Genomic DNA, 16,126 nt, shown 5'->3' on the forward strand with positions numbered 1-16,126 from the left:
CTACCGACGATCCGATGCTCTCTCAGAGCGACGACCCGCCGGTTCCAGCGAGCAACTGACGCGCTCGATTCGCCACTGGTCGACCGCCTCGGAGCGGGCGACTCAGAACAGTGACCGGAGCCGGTCGACCACGGAGCTCGAGGAGCCGGAGCGGAACGACGGTCGGGTGACGACGCTCCCGGGGAGCTTCAACAGCGGCGGACCCGACCCGTCTCGACGTTCGTACTCGGCGACGACGGCCACGAGGTTGCCGACCGCCTCCTCCTCGACCCGCCCGACCCCGGCACACTCCGTCGCGGGGTCCTCCGCGAACCACATCGGCTCCTCTATGTCGTCGATCGGCGGGCGCCTCTGCTCCACCCAGGCCCGATCGCGAACGTCGTCCGGGTCGGTGTGCATACCCTCGCCTGGGCCCGGCGGCTGATGTAGCCGTGGGTCCAGGTCACGAGGGTCGTGCTCCGATCGTAGCCGCTCCGTCGACGCGCCCTGGCCGAGAGCCCGTTGATGGCGTCGCCGTCCGCGACCGAGCGGTCGAAGGATCGGAGCGACGCGTCCCCGAGGAACCACTCGACGCTCCGGCGTCGATCCCGTACTCGTCGCTCGTGGAGTTCGTGACTTAGCGGGCGAAATGCGACGGCGGGACGTCTTCGAGCGGGCGCTCCACGTGATCGACGCTGGCGTATCCGTCGCGTATTCGATCCACCGTGGCGACGAATCGATCTCCGCTAGTAGCCCGACTTCCGAACCGGCGAGGTCGGCCGCCGCCTCCGGAACGAGGCGATCGATTCGAGCGTTTCCGTCGGCCTTTCGTCATCGATCCCGGGCTCGACGCTTCACACGTGTTTCGTAGACCGTTTCACCGAACGGCGAGAACGGTACGCCTAATATCGTGTATGTGTATGTACATAGTATGGGGACCAAAACGATCTCCCTCACCGAGGAAGCCTACGAACGGCTCAAGGCGGCCAAAAAAGAGGGTGAGAGCTTCTCCGACGTCGTCAATCGGATCTCGCCCGGCGTCCGTCTCGAGGAGTACTGGGGTGTCCTCGACGACGACGCTGCCGACGAACTACGTGAGACGGTCGCGGAAGGGAGAGATCGCCGAGGAGCCGTACGGTCGGAGCGCCGCGAGCGGATCACGAGCGAACTTTCCGACGACGCCGAGCAGTGATCCTCGATACGACGTTCGTCATCGACGTCCTGAACGGCGACCCCGGTGCCGAACGACGGCGGATCGAGCTCGACGAACGGGGAGACGCGGCGGTTTCGGCGGTCTCCGTCTTCGAGTTAGTCGAAGGTGCGTATCTCTCGAACCGAACTGACGACGAGTTGGCGGCGATCCTCGAATTTCTCTCCCGTCTGCGCGTTCTGCCCGTCGACGGGGAGATCGCGCTGTTAGCGGGTGAACTGAGCGCGGAATCGATCGGTCGCGGCGAGCGGGTCGAGGCCGAGGACGTGCTGATCGGGGCGACGGCAGCGAAGAACGACGAGTCGATCCTGACGCGCAACGTCGATCACTTCGACCGACTCGAGGACCTGACTATCGAAACGTACTGAACGGCACGCGCTCCCGAAGCTACCATCGGTACGTCTGATTACCGGCTCTTCGTCCGATGCACCGTGGATCGAGAACTCGTCGCTCGGGTGCGGTAAACGTCGTATCCAGGTTACATCCGGCCCGATTTACGGCATGACGTACGGATCACGGATCCCATGACCGGGACTCCGGTAGCGCCTCCATCGCCAGCCAGACGTTCGTCAGCGGGTGGTAGCCGGGCTCGACCGCCACGCCGCGGTTCGGATCGTCCCGGTCGTGGTCGCGGGCGAGTCGTTCGTACCAGTTGCCGTACTTCGGGTTGATCAGGTGCTCACGGGCGTACGACCACAGCCGGTCGTACCACTCGATATACGCCTCGTCGTGTGCCGAGAGCAGCGCGCTCGCGCCGATCGCCTCCGCGTGGACCCAGCCGTACTTGTCGGCGACGACCGGCTCGCCGTCGTCAGTGACGGTGTAGTAGAAGCCGTCGTGCTCCTCGTCCCAGCCGCGCTCCACCGCGCTCTCGAACAGCTCCCGGGCGCGCTCGAGCAGCCACTCCCGCGGTCGGTGCTCGTGGAGGAGCAATAGCAGCTTCGCCCACTCGACGTGGTGGCCCGGCTGGTAGCCCCACGGTCGGAACTGGTGGCGCGGGCTCTCACGATTGTACTCCAGATCGGGCTCCCACTCCTCGGTGTAGTGTTCCCAGAGCAGACCGTCGGTCGCCCGGGTGACCTCGCGGGTGAACGTCTCGGCGACCGTGAACGCCCGGTCGAGATACTCCTCGCGATCGGTGGCCTCGTGGGCGGCGATCAGCGCCTCACAGGCGTGCATATTCGCGTTCTGGCCCCGGTAGGACGAGTGCTCGCTCCAGTCCGCGTTCGCCTCGTCGGCGTAGAGGCCGTGTTCGGGCTCGAAGAACCGCTCGTCCATCACCCCGTAGGCCCGCTCGAGCGTTCCGAGCCCGCCCCGGACGCCAGCCTGGTGGGCGCGCGCGCCCGCCAGCAGCACGAACGCGTGGCCGTAGCAGTGACGAGTGGCGTCGGCCGTCTCCCGGCCGTCGAGCAGCCAGTCGTAGCCCTCGTTCTCGGCGTCCCAGTGGGCGTTCGAGAGGAAGCTCAGTCCGTGTTCGGCCGCGAACCGACACCAGTCGGGGCCGTCGGCGAGCACGCCGAGGCCGAAGTTCGCCACCCCGCGGGCCGTCGCGACGAGGTGTCTGGTTCGGGTGTCGTAGACGTGGCCGTCGCGCTCGTCGAGCTGTGCGACGTAACCGCCGACGTCCGTGTCGATACATCTCGGGTAGTAGAAGTTCAGGACGTCGCGGAACTGGTGGCGAAGCCCCGTCTCGGTTCGGTAGACGTTCACGGTGGTGGTGGGTATCGCGGGCGACATAGAGGTTCAGGTCCACGACCGACGGGCGGCGAGCTCCTCGACGGCGAGGTCGATACGGGATCGAGGACGCGGTCGTGATCCCCCTGATGGAGTTCGGACGTCCTGTAGACCCGCCTACGAAAACCCGTTGACGATCCAACCCGAGACGCTTCGGTCGAGCACCGTCTATCGACGATCGGGTGCCGACGACCGGGAGAGTGGACGAACTCCGATCGGGTCCGGTGTCCGGGTGTCTCTGACAGTACCCCTTTCGAAGCGCACGTTCTTCGGACGATCGACCTCGAGAGCGTCGACGCTCTCCGTCGACGGTCCGAGTTCTTCACCAGAGTCGACTTCGTCGGAACCGTAGATACTGCGCTGCGACCCACTCCGTGACCATCAGGCCGGCCACGAGGGGGAACAACAACGCCACCGTTCCTACGGGAACCATCGATTCACCTCCGATGTCGGGTTCCGGGACGGCGAGTAAAAGCGTTCGGACACCCTCCGGTAACGGCCTCGGTCACCTCGAGACCCGTTTCGCTACTCGCCCGCCTTCCGTGGGGCGAGGCGTTTTTGAGGCGTGGGGGCGACCGTCCGGTATGCAAGTCGGCATCGTCGCCCAGAAGGACAACGCCCGTGCGGCGAACCTGGCCGACGAGCTACGCGGAACGCTTCGAGACGAGGGAGTCGACGTCCTCGTCGACTGCGCGACCGCGAGCGAACTCCCGCTCGACGAGGGGAGCGGGGTCGATCCGACCGCGATGGCGGACTGCGATCTCGTCGTGAGCATCGGCGGCGACGGCACCTTTCTCTTCACCGCGCGGGGCGTCGGCTCGACGCCGATCCTCGGGGTCAACCTGGGCGAGGTCGGCTTTCTGAACGCCGTCTCGCCCGCCGACGCCGAGAGCGCGGTCCGCGAGGAGCTCGAACACGCCCGGCGAACCGGCAGCGTCCGCTCGCACCCGGTGCCCCGACTCGAGGCCCGTGGGGACGGCTGGACGCTCACGCCCGCGGTCAACGAGATCGTCGTCCAGGGACCACAGCGGGGTCACGGCCAGGGCTGTACGGTGGAGGTGCGCGTCGACGGCACGCTCTATACGGGCGGGCACGCCGACGGCGTCCTGGTCTCGACGCCGACCGGCAGCACGGCGTACAACCTGAGCGAGGGCGGGCCGCTGGTCCACCCCGCCGTCGACGGGCTGGTCGTCACCGAGATGTGTGCGACCGAGTCGATGCCCTCGATTGTCGTCGGGAGCGACCGGACGCTCTCGGTTCGGGTCGACGACGCGGCTCGGTGCTACGTCATCAGCGACGGCAAGGGAACGCGGACCGTCAAGCCGCCCACGCGGATCGAGATCGGCGTCGCGGACGAACCGGCCCGACTCGCCGGCCCGCCGGTCGACTTCTTCGAGGCGCTCGGCAAGCTCGACTGAGGCGGAATGGAAAGCGTTGAACGGCTCCGAGCCCAACCACGGCCAATGAGTAGGCAACTTCCGGACGTACAGGCGGATCGGCCCGACGTCACCGTGGGCCTGAATCAGGTCGGCGTCACCGGCGTCGAGAAGCTGGTCAAGATCGCCCGCGCCGACGACCGACCGATCGTGCTGATGGCCGATTTCTCGGTGTTCGTCGACCTCCCCGGTTGGCGCAAGGGCGCCGATATGAGCCGGAACATGGAGGTCATCAACGAGATCCTCGAGGAGGCCGTCGACCAGCCGACCTACCGCGTCGAGGACGTCTGCGGCGACGTCGCCGAGCGGCTGCTGGAGCGTCACGACTACACCACCCGCGCCGAGGTGGAGATGGAAGCGGAGTTCATGACCCGCGATCGGACGCCCGCGAGCGACCGCGAGACCCAGGGCACCGTCGACATCATCGCCGGCGCGACGGCGACCGGGGAGGGCACCCGCGAGAAGATCGGCACCCGCGTCACGGGGATGACGGTCTGTCCCTGCTCGCAGGGGATGTCGGCCGCCCGCGCCCGCGAGACGCTCGCGGATCTGGACGTTGACGAGGGGACGATCACCGAGTTCCTCGATCGCGTCCCCCAGCCGGGCCACTCCCAGCGCGGTCACGCCACCGTCACGATCGAGAGCGAGGGCGCCCCCGAGGTCGACCTGATCGAGCTGATCGACGTCGCCCGCGACTCGATGAGCGCGCGCATCTACAACCTCGCGAAGCGACCCGACGAGGACCACATGACCTTCGAGGGTCACTCGGACGCGAAGTTCGTCGAGGACTGCGTCCGCGCGATGGCCGAGGGCGTCATCGACCGCTTCCCCGACCTGCCCGACGACGCGGTCGTGACGATGAAGCAGTCGAACGACGAGTCGATCCACCAGCACAACGCTCATGCGGAGCGGGCCGCCGAGCTCGGGACGATCCGCGAGGAGTTCAACGGCGAGTGAGCGGCGACACACGGCGTCGCCGCTGGTAGACCCGACCCGCCGTGGGTCGACCTCGACGGGATGAAGAACGCCTTCGAGAGCCCGGCCACCGACTACCGCGGCGGCTCGCTGGAGCGGTGAGTTCCGCGGTCCCGCTTCCCTCAGAACGACAGCGGCTCCGCGTCCTCCCAGCGCGGACGAAACGCCTCGTGAACGTCGTCCACGAAGGCGTGGTCCTTCAGGTCGATGGCGGCGAACGCCTCGCCGGGACGGAGCGGGTTCGACACCTGCAGGACGATCTCGACGCCATCGATCAGGTTGAACGTCCCGTCGAGGTCCTCGGTGGTACGAACGGCGAACGAGGAGTGGTCCGAGAGCCGCGAGCGATAGCGCTCGCCGACGCTCTCGGGGAGCTCCGCGACCACCGTCGGAGTCATCAGGACCGAGACGTCGACGCCACGCTCGACGGCCGCCTCGAGGCGCTCGGTGACGGCGTCGCCGACGCGACCGAGGTCGAACTGCGGCGTGCGGTTGTCCGCGACGACCACGATCTCCTCGTCGGCCGCGGCGAGCCGTTCGAGCAGGAGGTCGATCGTCCCCTCCTCGCCGACCGCGGCGGTCCAGAACTCCTCCTCGACGGGGCCGGCCGAGCCGAGCTCCTCGGAGAGCGTGTCGACGATCTCCTCGTAGCGCTCGACCGTCTCGCGAGCCTCGCGGCGCCTGTCCTCGAGCAGCCGGTCGAGTGCGGTCTCGGGCTCGACGGCGGCGTACTTCTTCGGTCGGCTCGCCGCCTGGCTGCGCACGAGGTCGTCCCCCTCGATGCTGCCGAGCACGTCGTAGATGCGTCCCATCGGAACGTCGCTCGCCCGAGACAACTCCTTCGCGGTTGTCGGGCCGGTTCGGAGAAGCGTGCGGTAGACTCGTGATTCGTACTCTGAGAGGCCGAGATCCCTGAGGTTCGCCATGTAACGTTCTGAGGATTGACACGCATAAACGCACCGACCGTTGTCACTCACCCCTCGGCGAAGAGCTGTGAGATCTGCCGTTCGAGCGCCGCCGGCGTTCTCGCCGTTCCCGACTCGCGCTCGCCGACGCGAGCGAGCGCGACGCCGTCGAGCTCCGGGGCCTCGGGAACGACGACGGCCTCGTGGTCCGCGATGCGTAGCGCCGCCCGGTGGAGGTCCGAGCCGGCGGGCGTGCCGACCCGAACGACGAGGTGGTCGTTGAGACGCGAGGCGACCGTTCCATAACTAGCTACCTCGGCGCCGAACCGCCCGCTCGCGGCCGCGAACGCCGAGACGGCACCGCGAGCGTGCTCGCGGTAGCGGGGTTCGTCCGCGAGCACCGCGAGGTCGATCAATGCGTCGGCGAGTTCGATCGTGGTGTCGAGCGGGTAGAGCGGCCGCGAGCAGAGGCCGGGGCCCGACGCCGGACCGTCGTGAAACGCCGTCCCGTCGTGGAGCGTCTCGATCGTGTGGTCGGCGACCGCGCGCGCGGTCGTGAGCGCCTCCTCGTCGCCCAGCACCTCGCGTGCGGTCGTCAGCGCCTCGATCGTCCGGGCCTGATCGGCGAGCACGTCCCGTTCGCCGCCGTCGTAGTGGGCGACGCTCCCGTCCTCGATCAGCGCCGAGAGTCCCTCGAGGGCGCGTTCGGCGAACCGCCGGGCGGTCTCGTCGTCGGTGTAGGCGTGATACGTGAGCAGCGCGTCGATCGCCATCGCGTTTCGGTCGGCGAGCACGAGGTCGTCGACCGGCGGGGCCGACCCCTCGCGCGTGCCGGGCGAGCCGTACGAGTCCCCGGCTCCCGGTGCCTGGCTCGCGGCGAAGGCGTCGCCGGTCCAGAGCGTCGTCGTGAGGTAGCCGACGGTCCGGGCCGCGGGTTCTCGGTAGTACTCCTCGCCGGTCGCGAGGTAGGCGTTGGCGAACGTCCGACACAGCGCGGCGTTGGTGTCGAGCAGCTTCTCGCGGGCGACGTCGCTCCAGTCGCGGCCCGCGGCGTACCGGAAGAACCCTCCATCGTAGTCGTCGAAGAGATGTCTGCGGATCGCGTCGAGCGTCCGGGTGGCCTGCTCGCGCTCGCGTTTGAGCGCGAACTCGACGGTTCGGGGAAGCGGGAACTTCGGGTCGTCGCCCCAGCCGCCGTGTTCGGCGTCGAACGACTCCTCGAGCCGGCCGACCAGCCGGCCCTCGACGTCGGGACGGAGCTCGCCGGCCGGCGGCGTCCCGTCGCGAAGCGCCCGGGGGACGCGGCCGGCCTCCTCTCCCCGGTCGGCCCACACCTCGAGGACGCGCTTGAGCACCTGGCGCATCCCCTCCGGACCGAGCGCGGTCGCGCCGGTGAGGATCCGGCCGTCGGGCGTACAGAACACCGTCGAGGGGAACCCGCCCATGTTGTACCGATCGCGCACGCGCGGGTGTCGGTCGACGTCGACGCGGACGGGGACGAACCCGTCGTTGACGTTCGCGACGATCTGGGGGTTCGCGTACGTCTCCTCGTCCATCTCGTGGCAGTCCTCACACCACGTCGCCGACAGCGAGAGCAACACCGGTCGCCCGGCCTCGCTGGCGGCCGCGAACGCGGGTTCGCCCCACTCGCGCCAGTCGACCGGGCTCTCGGCGGCTGGATCGTCCATGTGCCCGTTTGGGGGAGCGACCGGTTAAGCCCCACCGGTCGCGGTCAAGGTAAAGGGTTTTGAGCGCGGACCCAGTAGAAGCGGTCATGTGGAAACGGCTGCTGGCGGTACTGCTGCTCGTTCCCCTGCTCGACGCGATCTTCCTGATCGTCGTCGCCGACTGGCTGTCCTGGCCGGCGACGGTGCTTCTGGTCGTCTTGACCGCGCTGCTGGGGACGCTGTTCGTCCGGGCGGAGGGCCGCCACACGGTTCGGCGGTTCCAGGGGGCGATCGGCGAGGGCCGCCTGCCGGCCGACGAACTGCTCGACGGCGGCTTCCTGATCGCGGCGGGCGCGCTGTTGCTCACGCCGGGGCTGCTCACCGACGCGATCGGCTTCCTGTTCGTGTTGCCGCCGTCGCGCTACGTCTTCCGGGGCGTGCTCAAACGGTGGGTGATCACCCCTTACCTCGAGCGCAGGACCGACGGGTTCGTCAGCGGCGACGTCTATACGTTCGGCTTTCCCGACCCGAGCGAGAGCGACTCCGACGGCGGGGGGACCGTCGACCTCGGCTCCGACAGCTACGACGTCGACGACGGCCGGTCGTGAGCGAAGAGAAACCCTTAAACGGCACACCGAAGAACGATTGAGTGCGGGGGCCGATAGCTCAGTCAGGTTGAGCGCTCGGCTGATAACCGGGAGGTCCGCGGTTCAAATCCGTGTCGGCCCATCCCGATACCTAGGCCGTTGGCCGAGAGGAATTCGGGATCATACCTCCCCAGCCAACCAATCTCTGCGGTTTCACTGAACCCACCAGCGGCGCCTTCCGGAAGGCTCATTCTACCCGACTTCCGCGTAAGCGGCGTTCAACGTCGGTCACTCGACGACCCTGTAGCGCTCGCCAGTAACGACGTTCGACGATTCGGAGTTCCTGATCTACACAACATTGGACAAAAATACGACGAACGTCCATAGTTAGCGAGAGCGAGTTCTACACTGTCCTAGTGATAATAGGATAACTAGCTCGTATCCACAATACTTTTAATACGAATGAGAGAGAGTACCTACCATGATCGAACTGACCGTCGGAGACCTGCCGATCGACTCCGCTCCCAGTCTGGCTCTCGAGACGCCGGCGACCGAGGCGGCCCGGGTCCTCCGGGACCCGAACGTTTCGGCGCTCGTCGTCCTCGAGGACGACGAGACCGTCGTCGGCATCGTGACCGAGTCCGACTTCGTCGCGCTCGTCGCCGAAGGCTCGGGCGATTACTCCACGGACGTCGTCATGTCGACGCCCGTGGTCGCCATCCCGTCCACCGCTTCGATCACGGCGGCCGCGAAACGGATGCGTGAAACGGGCGTGAAGCACCTCCCCGTCGTCGACGACGGGACCTACTGCGGGCTCGTCTCGGCGACCACGCTGCGTCCGTACCTGTCTCCCCACCGCCTCGAGATCGACCGGCAGCGCGAGCCGTCGCGCCTCGAATCGACGGACGAGCGCCGGATCCCTCCCGGGGAGCGACGCACTCGAATGGAAACGACGTTGCGGCCGTAGCACCGTCGACGTGGCTTCGAGCCCCCCAGTTCGGTTTCTCAGTCGCTCGATGAGTTCTCGAACGCGGCCGCCGGTCGCGTCGCTCTCATCGCCGAAGTCGGCTACCTCTCGCGAAGACGGTTGCGAGTCCGTTCGTCCGATTCTGCATCCAACGCTGGACGACTCACGTGTTAGTCCGCGTGAACCGTTCTCCGAGCCGGTTCGCCTGGATCGCACCTTGGACGAGGAGCGACGCCTTCGACGATTCGAGCACGAGCAGCGAGACGCCGAAGAACGACGGCACCCATCGGTCGTCCCCTCATTTCACCGCGTAGAGGGCCTGTGCGAGACGGCGGTCTCGATTACCCCTCGACGTTCTCGTCGTCGAACCGGCTCTCCGCTCGATACCGCTCGACCAGCTCGTAGTATCGGCGCTCCTCGACGGCGGCGGCGAGTTCGTCCAGTCCGGCCTCGCGGGCCAGTCGGCCGACCTTCGATCGGTTCAGCATGTTCGTTCCCTCCCGCCGACGGAGGGCCACGAACTGTCGCATCGCGGTCTCGGGTTGCCGTTCGTCTCGACCCTCGTCCACGTTCGTCATGGGCCTACTCTCGTGTTACCACCTGCCACGGCTTAATCGGTTCCATCGACCCCCTCCCGATCGAGATCGGTTCTCCGAACCGTGTTCTCGGCTTCCCGTCTCCGACCGATCGGCTGACTCGCGATCGATGGGCACCCGGCCAGACCGTCCAACCACCATTCTGGACAGTCGCCGTCAGGGCGGCTACTGTGGCCTTACTCATATCTTAACGCGACGCCCGAGACCGTTCGCTTCGATGTACCGAATGATTATTTCGGTATATCGTTACCGGGAGATATGCAAGAATGAGACTTAACAAACTGACCCCTCTTATTTAGTTTGATAGCGATGGGGGGGACTTCAAGGATGAATCCGAACATCACTGGGTACAGGGGTATCGTTAGTAGGGGGGTTCGCACGCGACGCGAGGAGAGCTGAATCGTGCTGGTCGCAGCGCTCATCTCGATCATCGGGATAGTTCTCGGCATCGCGATCGTGGAGAAGACGGGACTTCGAATGGGGGGCGTCATCGTGGTTCCGGTTCTCGCGGTTTACTCCCTGTACACGTTCACCGCGCTGCCGCTGTTCCTGCTCAGCGCTGCCATCGCGTACGTCCTCGTCGGGCTCATCCGACAGCGGACGCTCATATACGGACGCCAGCTGCTCATCGCGAGCCTCGGCGTCGGCGCGATCGTGCCCGTCCTCGCGACCCTCACGTTCGATCTCTGGACTGCCGTCGACTCCGTAGTAGAGATCGCCTTCGTCGGGACGATCCTTCCCGGCATCGCGGTCTACAACTACCACAAACTCGACGAGGACCAGAAGACGACGGACATCGCGATCAGCCTCGGCGCACTCGCCGGACTGATCGTCCTCGGCGCCGCGCTCGTCAACCCGACGCTCGCGACCCGCCTGAGCCCGGGCGCCGCGAGCGTCCTGTTCACGCCCGGCTCCGACATCGCGGCCGTTCGTGGCGCGGTCCAGGGCGAGGTCGTCATGACGACGCACCTCTCGCGCAGTGTCCTACTGGCGCTCATCGGGCTGGGCGTCGCCCTCTCCGAAGCGGCACAAGGCCGGTGGGGGATCCGGATGGGGGGCTGATCGCCATCCCGTTGCTGGTCGTCTTCGCGCTCACGAACTCGGCCACCGTCCCGGTCTACGTCGTCGGCATCCTCACGGCCTACGCCGCGGCGACGGCGACCAACCGACTCGCGCTGGTCTACGGCCGCGTCCTGCTGAGCCTGGCGCTCGTCGTCTCGATGCTCTATGCGAGCCTCGTCGCGGTGGTGATACCGGTGATCTCCGGATTCCTGCTCTACTTCGTCGCGATCCTCGCCGGCGTGGGAGCGTACAACTTCCATCGCGTCTCTCCGCCCGAACGCCTCGAATCGGTCGCCGTCTCGGTGGGGCTGTTCACCGTCCTCCTCGCCGGGACGCGCCTGGTGTTCGAGCCGACGAGCGCGGGCGTGCTCGGCTCGGTCACCCCGATCCACGGCGTGCTGTTCGTCGCGATCCTCGCCGCCACGGTCTACTCCGGATACGATCTCGAACGACGCCGTAGCACTGCCGCAGATCGCTACGCACGAGGGGTGAGTCTCTGATGAGTCAATCACACGTTCGACTGCCGGATCGACTGGATGCGGTCGGTGAATCGATCAAGGATACTGCGAGGTCGGTCGTTCGGATCGGGCTTCGAGGCTGGTTCCACCAGCGCCGTCTGGACGGGATCGACAACAAGATCGTCGTCTCGGGGACGAGGGGCAAATCCAGCCTCACGCGCTGGCTGTACGAGATCCTCCACTCGCGGGATCACGACACGCTCGCCAAGATCACCGGCAACCACCCCGTCTCGCTCCACTCGGGCGAGGAACACCCCATCGAGCGCGACTACAGCCGGGTCACCCTCTACGAGAACGAGACGGAGATCCGGAAACACACGCCGGAGGACGCGATGATCGTCGAGAACCAGGCGATCTCCGCCTACACGACCCGGATGGTCAACGACGTCTTCACCGACCCGGACGTCATCGTCCTCAGCAACGTCCGCGAGGACCACCTCTCGACCCTCGGCGGGGACCGACACAAGGTCGCCCGCGGGCTCGTCCGGGCGATCCCCGATGGGACGCACGTCGTCAACGGCGAGCGCGATCCCGCCCTCCGGAAGTACATCGACCAGGAGATCGACCGCCTCGAGACGACCGTCTCGCACGTCACCGTCCCGCCGGAGGAGTCACACATCCCCGGCATCGAGTCGATCTACGCCCTCAACCACGTTCTGGCCACGATCGGCGAGGAGCCGCTCGACGACGACTCGCTCAAGGCCTACCGCGACGAGATGCGCGTCGAGTGGACGCTGCTTCCCGAGGGCCTGATCTACAACGCCGCAGAGGTCAACGACGTTCAGAGCACGGAGATGATGCGCGAGTCGCTCACCCAGGGGTACGACGGCCCGATCCAGCCGTTCCTCTACCTCCGAGGCGATCGGCGGGGCCGAACGGTCTCGTTCCTCCACTACCTGACCGATCTCTACGAACGCGACGAGGAGATCTTCGAGGAGGTCCACGTCGCCGGGCCGATGGCGGACGTGTTCGCGCGCAAGGCCGAGTTCCCCGTTCGAGTGCATGACGTCGAGGAGGAGTCCGCGGCGGCGGTCTTGGACTCCCTCTTCGAGTCGGGGCATCCCGTCGTCCTGATGGGGAACACGGTCGCGTCGTTCATGCGGGAACTGGCTGACGAGATCGACGAGCGCGAGATCCGACCGGACGAGATCGACGAGGAACACGACTCCGACCGGATCCCCACCGAGGCGCTGGCGGACTCGAGAGCCAAGGAACTGGCGGAGGCGACGCCGATCGACTCGAGCGGGACTGACGACGAGGTACCACCACTACGGCGTCAACCGATTGTCGACGCGTTGTGGGGTCTGTATCGGTCAGAATCGATCGGTACGGGAGTCCTACGGCGACGAGATCGCGGATGCGGTCGCCGACGTGCTCCGCACCCGTCTCTGAGAGCTAACGGACGAGGCGGATCGAAGAAGCCACCCCTCGAGAGGAGTCGGGACGTCCCGTTCTCCGACCCTACCGCGATCGCGTGAGGTGTCCCGGAGCCGGCGTCCCGCCTTCAGCTACGCGACTCAGCCGGGCTCGCGCTCCGACTCACGCCCCTCCTCCCCGAACCCCCGCGTTTCGTCGAGGTAGACGACCGTCACCAGCGCGACCAGCGCGACCGCGAAGCAGATCAGACCGGCGTAGAACGTCCACGGCGCCACGGCGTCCGCACGATCGATCGGCTCCAGCATCGGACGGACGATCCAGATCGTCAACCCCAACACCGTGAATAGGACGACCCCCTGGGCGACCCGCTCGCGCAGTACTGCGTCGTTCATCCCCATGTACGTATTCGTCGCACTCGCTTAAAGAGTCTCTCGCGATTCGAGCCGATCAGCCACCCCCTCCGGCCGAAACGGACGACGGCGCCACGACGCTCGTCACGGCGACCGGCCCACCGACCCGGCCGTCGAGGAGACACGGCGTTCGGGATCGAACGCCGGCGGTCGAGATCGACGACGCCCGAACATCCCGTCAGCACCGAGCGGCTCGAGGAGTCGCGTCGGATCGCGAACGCGACTCGAGGGCGCTGTCCGGGATCGGACGTGGATCCGCCGAACCGACGCTTTTCCGTTCTCGAGCCCCGTCGCGGACCTGGAGATTCGCTCGGCTGGAGATTCGCTCGGCTGGCGATTCGCTGGTGACGGCCCGAAACACGATCCCCAAGGCGTAGCCCCGATCCGTTCGAGACGGGACGCGTTCGTAGTTCCCGGCTCCGGACGTTCGGAGCGATACGACGCGCCTGTCGCTTAGAGGATCAGCGTGATTACCGCCAGGACGAGGAAGACGAGCACGAAGATCCGCGCGATCTCCATCGAGATCCCCGCCACGTCGCGGGCGCCGACGGCCGCGGCGACGATCGCGAGGACGAAGAAGACGATCGCGTACTGAAGAAACTCCCCGCTGAACTGTGCCGGAACGAGCAGGTCGGACGGCTGGAGCATGGCCCCGGCTACGCCGACGAGGGAAATATAAAAACGACGAGGGCTCGGCGATGCGACGGCGTGAGGGGTCGGACCCGTCGTCCCGTCGCTCGAACGTCCCCTCTCGGATCCGATCGGACGCCTGAGCGTCCGTCGAGTCACGGGCGTCGGGGGTTCGATGCCGGCGACTCCGTCGAGCGGTCGATCCCTCGAGGAGTTAAGGCGTCGTCCTCACAACGGGAGACATGGAGCTCGCCGCGAAGACCTGGCCCGATCTCGGTGCGTACTTCGACGAGGAATCGCTCGCGCTCGTCCCGCTCGGCTCGACCGAACAGCACGGTCCCCACCTCCCCGAAGGGACCGACCACCTCATCGCTGAGGCGCTGGCCCGCGAGGCCGCCGATCGGACGGGCTATCTCTGCACGCCGACGGTGAACGTCGGCGTGAGCGTCCACCACCGCCAGTTCCACGGGACGATGTGGGTCGATGCGCCGGTCTTTCGCGATTACGTCGAGAGCCTCGCCCGAAACCTCACGTACCACGGCATCGACCGGATCGTCTTCGTCAACGCCCACGGCGGCAACGTCGAACACCTGCGCGAGGTCGGACGCCGCCTGCGCGACGTCGGTGACGCCTACGCGATCGAATGGATGTGGGACGAGAGCATCCCGACGCTCGTCTCCGAGCTCTTCGAGCAGAACGGCCCCCACGGCGGTCCGAAGGAGACGGCGATGATCCAGCACCTCGCCGGCGACCTCGTCCGGGGGGACCGACTGGCGGAGGCCCACGAGGGCGGAGCGACGTTCCCGACCGACGACTCCCACCAGAACGGCGCACGCACCTTCTACGACGCGATCGACAACTCCCCCAACGGCGTCTTCGGCGACCAGACCGACGCGACCGCCGAGAAGGGCGAGCAGTTGTTCGAGGCCGCCACCGAACAGCTCTGCGAGCTCTGTGAGTGGCTCGCAGAGCGGGAGTTCGACGATCTCATGGCCGAACCACACGTCTGAGAGCCGCCAAATACGGTCGTAGAACTCTCGTAGGAGTGATGTGGCCGGGATGCACTCTTCTTCCCTCTCCGAGGACTTGCCAGCGCATGCCAAAGGATAAGGTGTAGGAGACGCGGATGTCTACTCGCGAAGACACCATGAGTCAAGCAAGACCCAGCACCTCAAGTCTGGCGGAAGTGCTCGACCGGATCCTGGACAAGGGTGCGGTCATCGACATCTGGGTACGCGTCTCGCTGGTGGGGATCGAGATCCTCACCGTCGAAGCCCGTGTCGTGATCGCGTCGGTCGACACCTTCCTCCACTACGCGAGGGAGATCTCGAAGATCGAGGCCGCCGAGGAGGAGGGCGACCTCGACGACCTCGAGGACATCGAGATCGAGGCCTCCGCCGAAGCCCAGTAGCCCCTCGGGTGACCGCTGCGATTCGGTAGGGAGACCGGTGCGCGGTTCGTCGGCTGCTGCGCCGTCGGGCCGACCGTCGACCACGACAGCCGTACGTTTTTCTCGAAGGCGCGTCCGAAGCGAAGCGTGTAGCTCTCGGGTCGTCCGCCGTCGGTGTACTCAGTGCGACTGGTCCGTACGCTCCCGGCACGAGCCGACGCCGAGGGAGAGACCGGTCGATCGGCCGGACTCAGCGCCAGGCGCACAGCGCGACGGCCAGGTCCGTGACGATGACCTCGCTCCCGGTGTCGCCCGCGGAGTAGAACTCGTGTCTCGCCGGCGTCTTCCGGTGGTACACCCGGAGCGGTCGGTGGAGTTCGTGTTCCAAACGGGACCGTTCGGCGTTGCCGGCCGGTGCGAGCAGCGAGGCCGGGACGCGTCTCGGATCGTAGGGGCGACCCTGCGCGTCGCGTGGGTAGGCGTCGTCGACCGCGGGGCCGTCGTCGGCGATGGGGTTCATCGAGGGGAGTGGCTCGCTACGTTCGTCTGGTCACTACGACGACATTAAGCTATCGAAACCCTCGATTCGATCCCGCGTCTCCGTCGAGTCCACCCCGTCTCGGTCGCGCTCTCGCCGAATGACGCCGCCGGTCGCGAGCGGTGACGGCGGTACCCTCTCGTAC

Annotated in this window: 19 protein-coding genes and 1 tRNA gene; 12 read left to right on the plus strand and 8 right to left on the minus strand. The window is 66.8% G+C overall.

Translation table 11 applies throughout. The features are described 5' to 3' along the window. Positions 1-102: 102 nt before the first annotated feature. Positions 103-399, minus strand: coding sequence for a hypothetical protein (locus V0Z78_RS03210; protein ID WP_336343180.1), 297 nt, complete (start codon positions 397-399; stop codon positions 103-105). Positions 400-910: 511 nt separating this feature from the next. On the opposite strand from V0Z78_RS03210, the gene V0Z78_RS03215 reads away from it, so the two are divergent. Both V0Z78_RS03215 and V0Z78_RS03220 read left to right on the plus strand, forming a co-directional pair. After that, the gene (locus V0Z78_RS03215) at positions 911-1,171 is read left to right on the plus strand and encodes an antitoxin VapB family protein (RefSeq protein ID WP_336343181.1); all 261 of its coding nucleotides are present in this window, start codon (positions 911-913) and stop codon (positions 1,169-1,171) included. Then, a complete protein-coding gene (locus V0Z78_RS03220; RefSeq protein ID WP_336343182.1) occupies positions 1,168-1,557 on the plus strand; it encodes a PIN domain-containing protein in 390 nt (129 codons plus the stop codon). The genes V0Z78_RS03215 and V0Z78_RS03220 overlap by 4 nt, the downstream gene beginning before the upstream one ends. Positions 1,558-1,702: 145 nt before the next feature. Here the strand turns inward: V0Z78_RS03220 and V0Z78_RS03225 are convergent, their stop codons facing one another. Continuing rightward, entirely contained in the window at positions 1,703-2,899 is a 1,197-nt protein-coding gene (locus V0Z78_RS03225; protein ID WP_336343183.1) for an AGE family epimerase/isomerase, read from the minus strand. Positions 2,900-3,507: 608 nt separating this feature from the next. Here V0Z78_RS03225 and V0Z78_RS03230 point away from each other — a divergent pair. Together V0Z78_RS03230 and mptA are read left to right on the plus strand one after the other, a co-directional pair. Then, positions 3,508-4,341, plus strand: coding sequence for an NAD(+)/NADH kinase (locus tag V0Z78_RS03230; protein ID WP_336343184.1), 834 nt, complete (start codon positions 3,508-3,510; stop codon positions 4,339-4,341). Positions 4,342-4,386: 45 nt separating this feature from the next. Beyond that, positions 4,387-5,316, plus strand: a complete 930-nt coding sequence (gene mptA / locus V0Z78_RS03235) for a GTP cyclohydrolase MptA (RefSeq protein WP_336343185.1) — start codon at positions 4,387-4,389, stop codon at positions 5,314-5,316. Between the two features lie 140 nt (positions 5,317-5,456). On the opposite strand, the gene V0Z78_RS03240 is transcribed toward mptA, so the two are convergent. Further along, complete coding sequence (locus V0Z78_RS03240) at positions 5,457-6,260, minus strand: TrmB family transcriptional regulator (RefSeq protein WP_336343186.1); 804 nt, start codon at positions 6,258-6,260, stop codon at positions 5,457-5,459. A gap of 47 nt (positions 6,261-6,307) precedes the next feature. Next, positions 6,308-7,927: a DUF255 domain-containing protein gene (locus V0Z78_RS03245; protein ID WP_336343187.1), complete on the minus strand. Its 1,620-nt coding sequence runs from the start codon at positions 7,925-7,927 to the stop codon at positions 6,308-6,310. 86 nt (positions 7,928-8,013) lie between these two features. On the opposite strand from V0Z78_RS03245, the gene V0Z78_RS03250 reads away from it, so the two are divergent. From V0Z78_RS03250 to V0Z78_RS03260, 3 genes are all read left to right on the plus strand, one after another. Continuing rightward, complete coding sequence (locus V0Z78_RS03250) at positions 8,014-8,514, plus strand: FxsA family protein (RefSeq protein ID WP_336343188.1); 501 nt, start codon at positions 8,014-8,016, stop codon at positions 8,512-8,514. Positions 8,515-8,561: 47 nt separating this feature from the next. Continuing rightward, a tRNA-Ile gene (locus V0Z78_RS03255) sits at positions 8,562-8,635 on the plus strand. Between the two features lie 339 nt (positions 8,636-8,974). Continuing rightward, positions 8,975-9,460 (plus strand): CBS domain-containing protein, encoded by a 486-nt coding sequence (locus V0Z78_RS03260; protein WP_336343189.1) that lies wholly within the window; start codon positions 8,975-8,977, stop codon positions 9,458-9,460. Positions 9,461-9,801: 341 nt separating this feature from the next. On the opposite strand, the gene V0Z78_RS03265 is transcribed toward V0Z78_RS03260, so the two are convergent. Continuing rightward, positions 9,802-10,038 carry a hypothetical protein gene (locus tag V0Z78_RS03265; RefSeq protein ID WP_336343190.1) on the minus strand — a complete coding sequence of 79 codons (237 nt, stop codon included), beginning with the start codon at positions 10,036-10,038 and terminating at the stop codon, positions 9,802-9,804. 420 nt (positions 10,039-10,458) lie between these two features. Between V0Z78_RS03265 and V0Z78_RS03270 the strand changes: the two genes are divergently transcribed. The 3 genes from V0Z78_RS03270 to V0Z78_RS03280 are packed head-to-tail and all read left to right on the plus strand — an operon-like array spanning position 10,459 to position 13,114. Then, the gene (locus V0Z78_RS03270) at positions 10,459-11,118 is read left to right on the plus strand and encodes a poly-gamma-glutamate biosynthesis protein PgsC/CapC (RefSeq protein WP_336343191.1); all 660 of its coding nucleotides are present in this window, start codon (positions 10,459-10,461) and stop codon (positions 11,116-11,118) included. Continuing rightward, complete coding sequence (locus V0Z78_RS03275; RefSeq protein ID WP_336343192.1) at positions 11,094-11,618, plus strand: poly-gamma-glutamate biosynthesis protein PgsC/CapC; 525 nt, start codon at positions 11,094-11,096, stop codon at positions 11,616-11,618. The genes V0Z78_RS03270 and V0Z78_RS03275 overlap by 25 nt, the downstream gene beginning before the upstream one ends. Then, the gene (locus V0Z78_RS03280; RefSeq protein ID WP_336343193.1) at positions 11,618-13,114 is read left to right on the plus strand and encodes a Mur ligase; all 1,497 of its coding nucleotides are present in this window, start codon (positions 11,618-11,620) and stop codon (positions 13,112-13,114) included. The genes V0Z78_RS03275 and V0Z78_RS03280 overlap by 1 nt, the downstream gene beginning before the upstream one ends. 39 nt (positions 13,115-13,153) lie before the next feature. On the opposite strand, the gene V0Z78_RS03285 is transcribed toward V0Z78_RS03280, so the two are convergent. Together V0Z78_RS03285 and V0Z78_RS03290 are read right to left on the minus strand one after the other, a co-directional pair. Further along, the gene (locus V0Z78_RS03285) at positions 13,154-13,405 is read right to left on the minus strand and encodes a hypothetical protein (RefSeq protein WP_336343194.1); all 252 of its coding nucleotides are present in this window, start codon (positions 13,403-13,405) and stop codon (positions 13,154-13,156) included. Between the two features lie 471 nt (positions 13,406-13,876). Next, positions 13,877-14,071, minus strand: coding sequence for a DUF1328 domain-containing protein (locus V0Z78_RS03290; protein ID WP_336343195.1), 195 nt, complete (start codon positions 14,069-14,071; stop codon positions 13,877-13,879). 224 nt (positions 14,072-14,295) lie between these two features. Between V0Z78_RS03290 and V0Z78_RS03295 the strand changes: the two genes are divergently transcribed. Next, a complete protein-coding gene (locus V0Z78_RS03295) occupies positions 14,296-15,063 on the plus strand; it encodes a creatininase family protein (protein WP_336343196.1) in 768 nt (255 codons plus the stop codon). 137 nt (positions 15,064-15,200) lie between these two features. Continuing rightward, positions 15,201-15,464 (plus strand): gas vesicle protein GvpA, encoded by a 264-nt coding sequence (gene gvpA / locus V0Z78_RS03300; protein ID WP_332099299.1) that lies wholly within the window; start codon positions 15,201-15,203, stop codon positions 15,462-15,464. A gap of 229 nt (positions 15,465-15,693) precedes the next feature. Here the strand turns inward: gvpA and V0Z78_RS03305 are convergent, their stop codons facing one another. Then, entirely contained in the window at positions 15,694-15,963 is a 270-nt protein-coding gene (locus V0Z78_RS03305; RefSeq protein ID WP_336343197.1) for a hypothetical protein, read from the minus strand. Between the last annotated feature and the right edge of the window lie 163 nt (positions 15,964-16,126).

This window comes from Halalkalicoccus sp. CG83 (assembly GCF_037081715.1).
In the GTDB taxonomy this organism is placed as follows: Archaea; Halobacteriota; Halobacteria; order Halobacteriales; family Halalkalicoccaceae; genus Halalkalicoccus; species Halalkalicoccus ordinarius.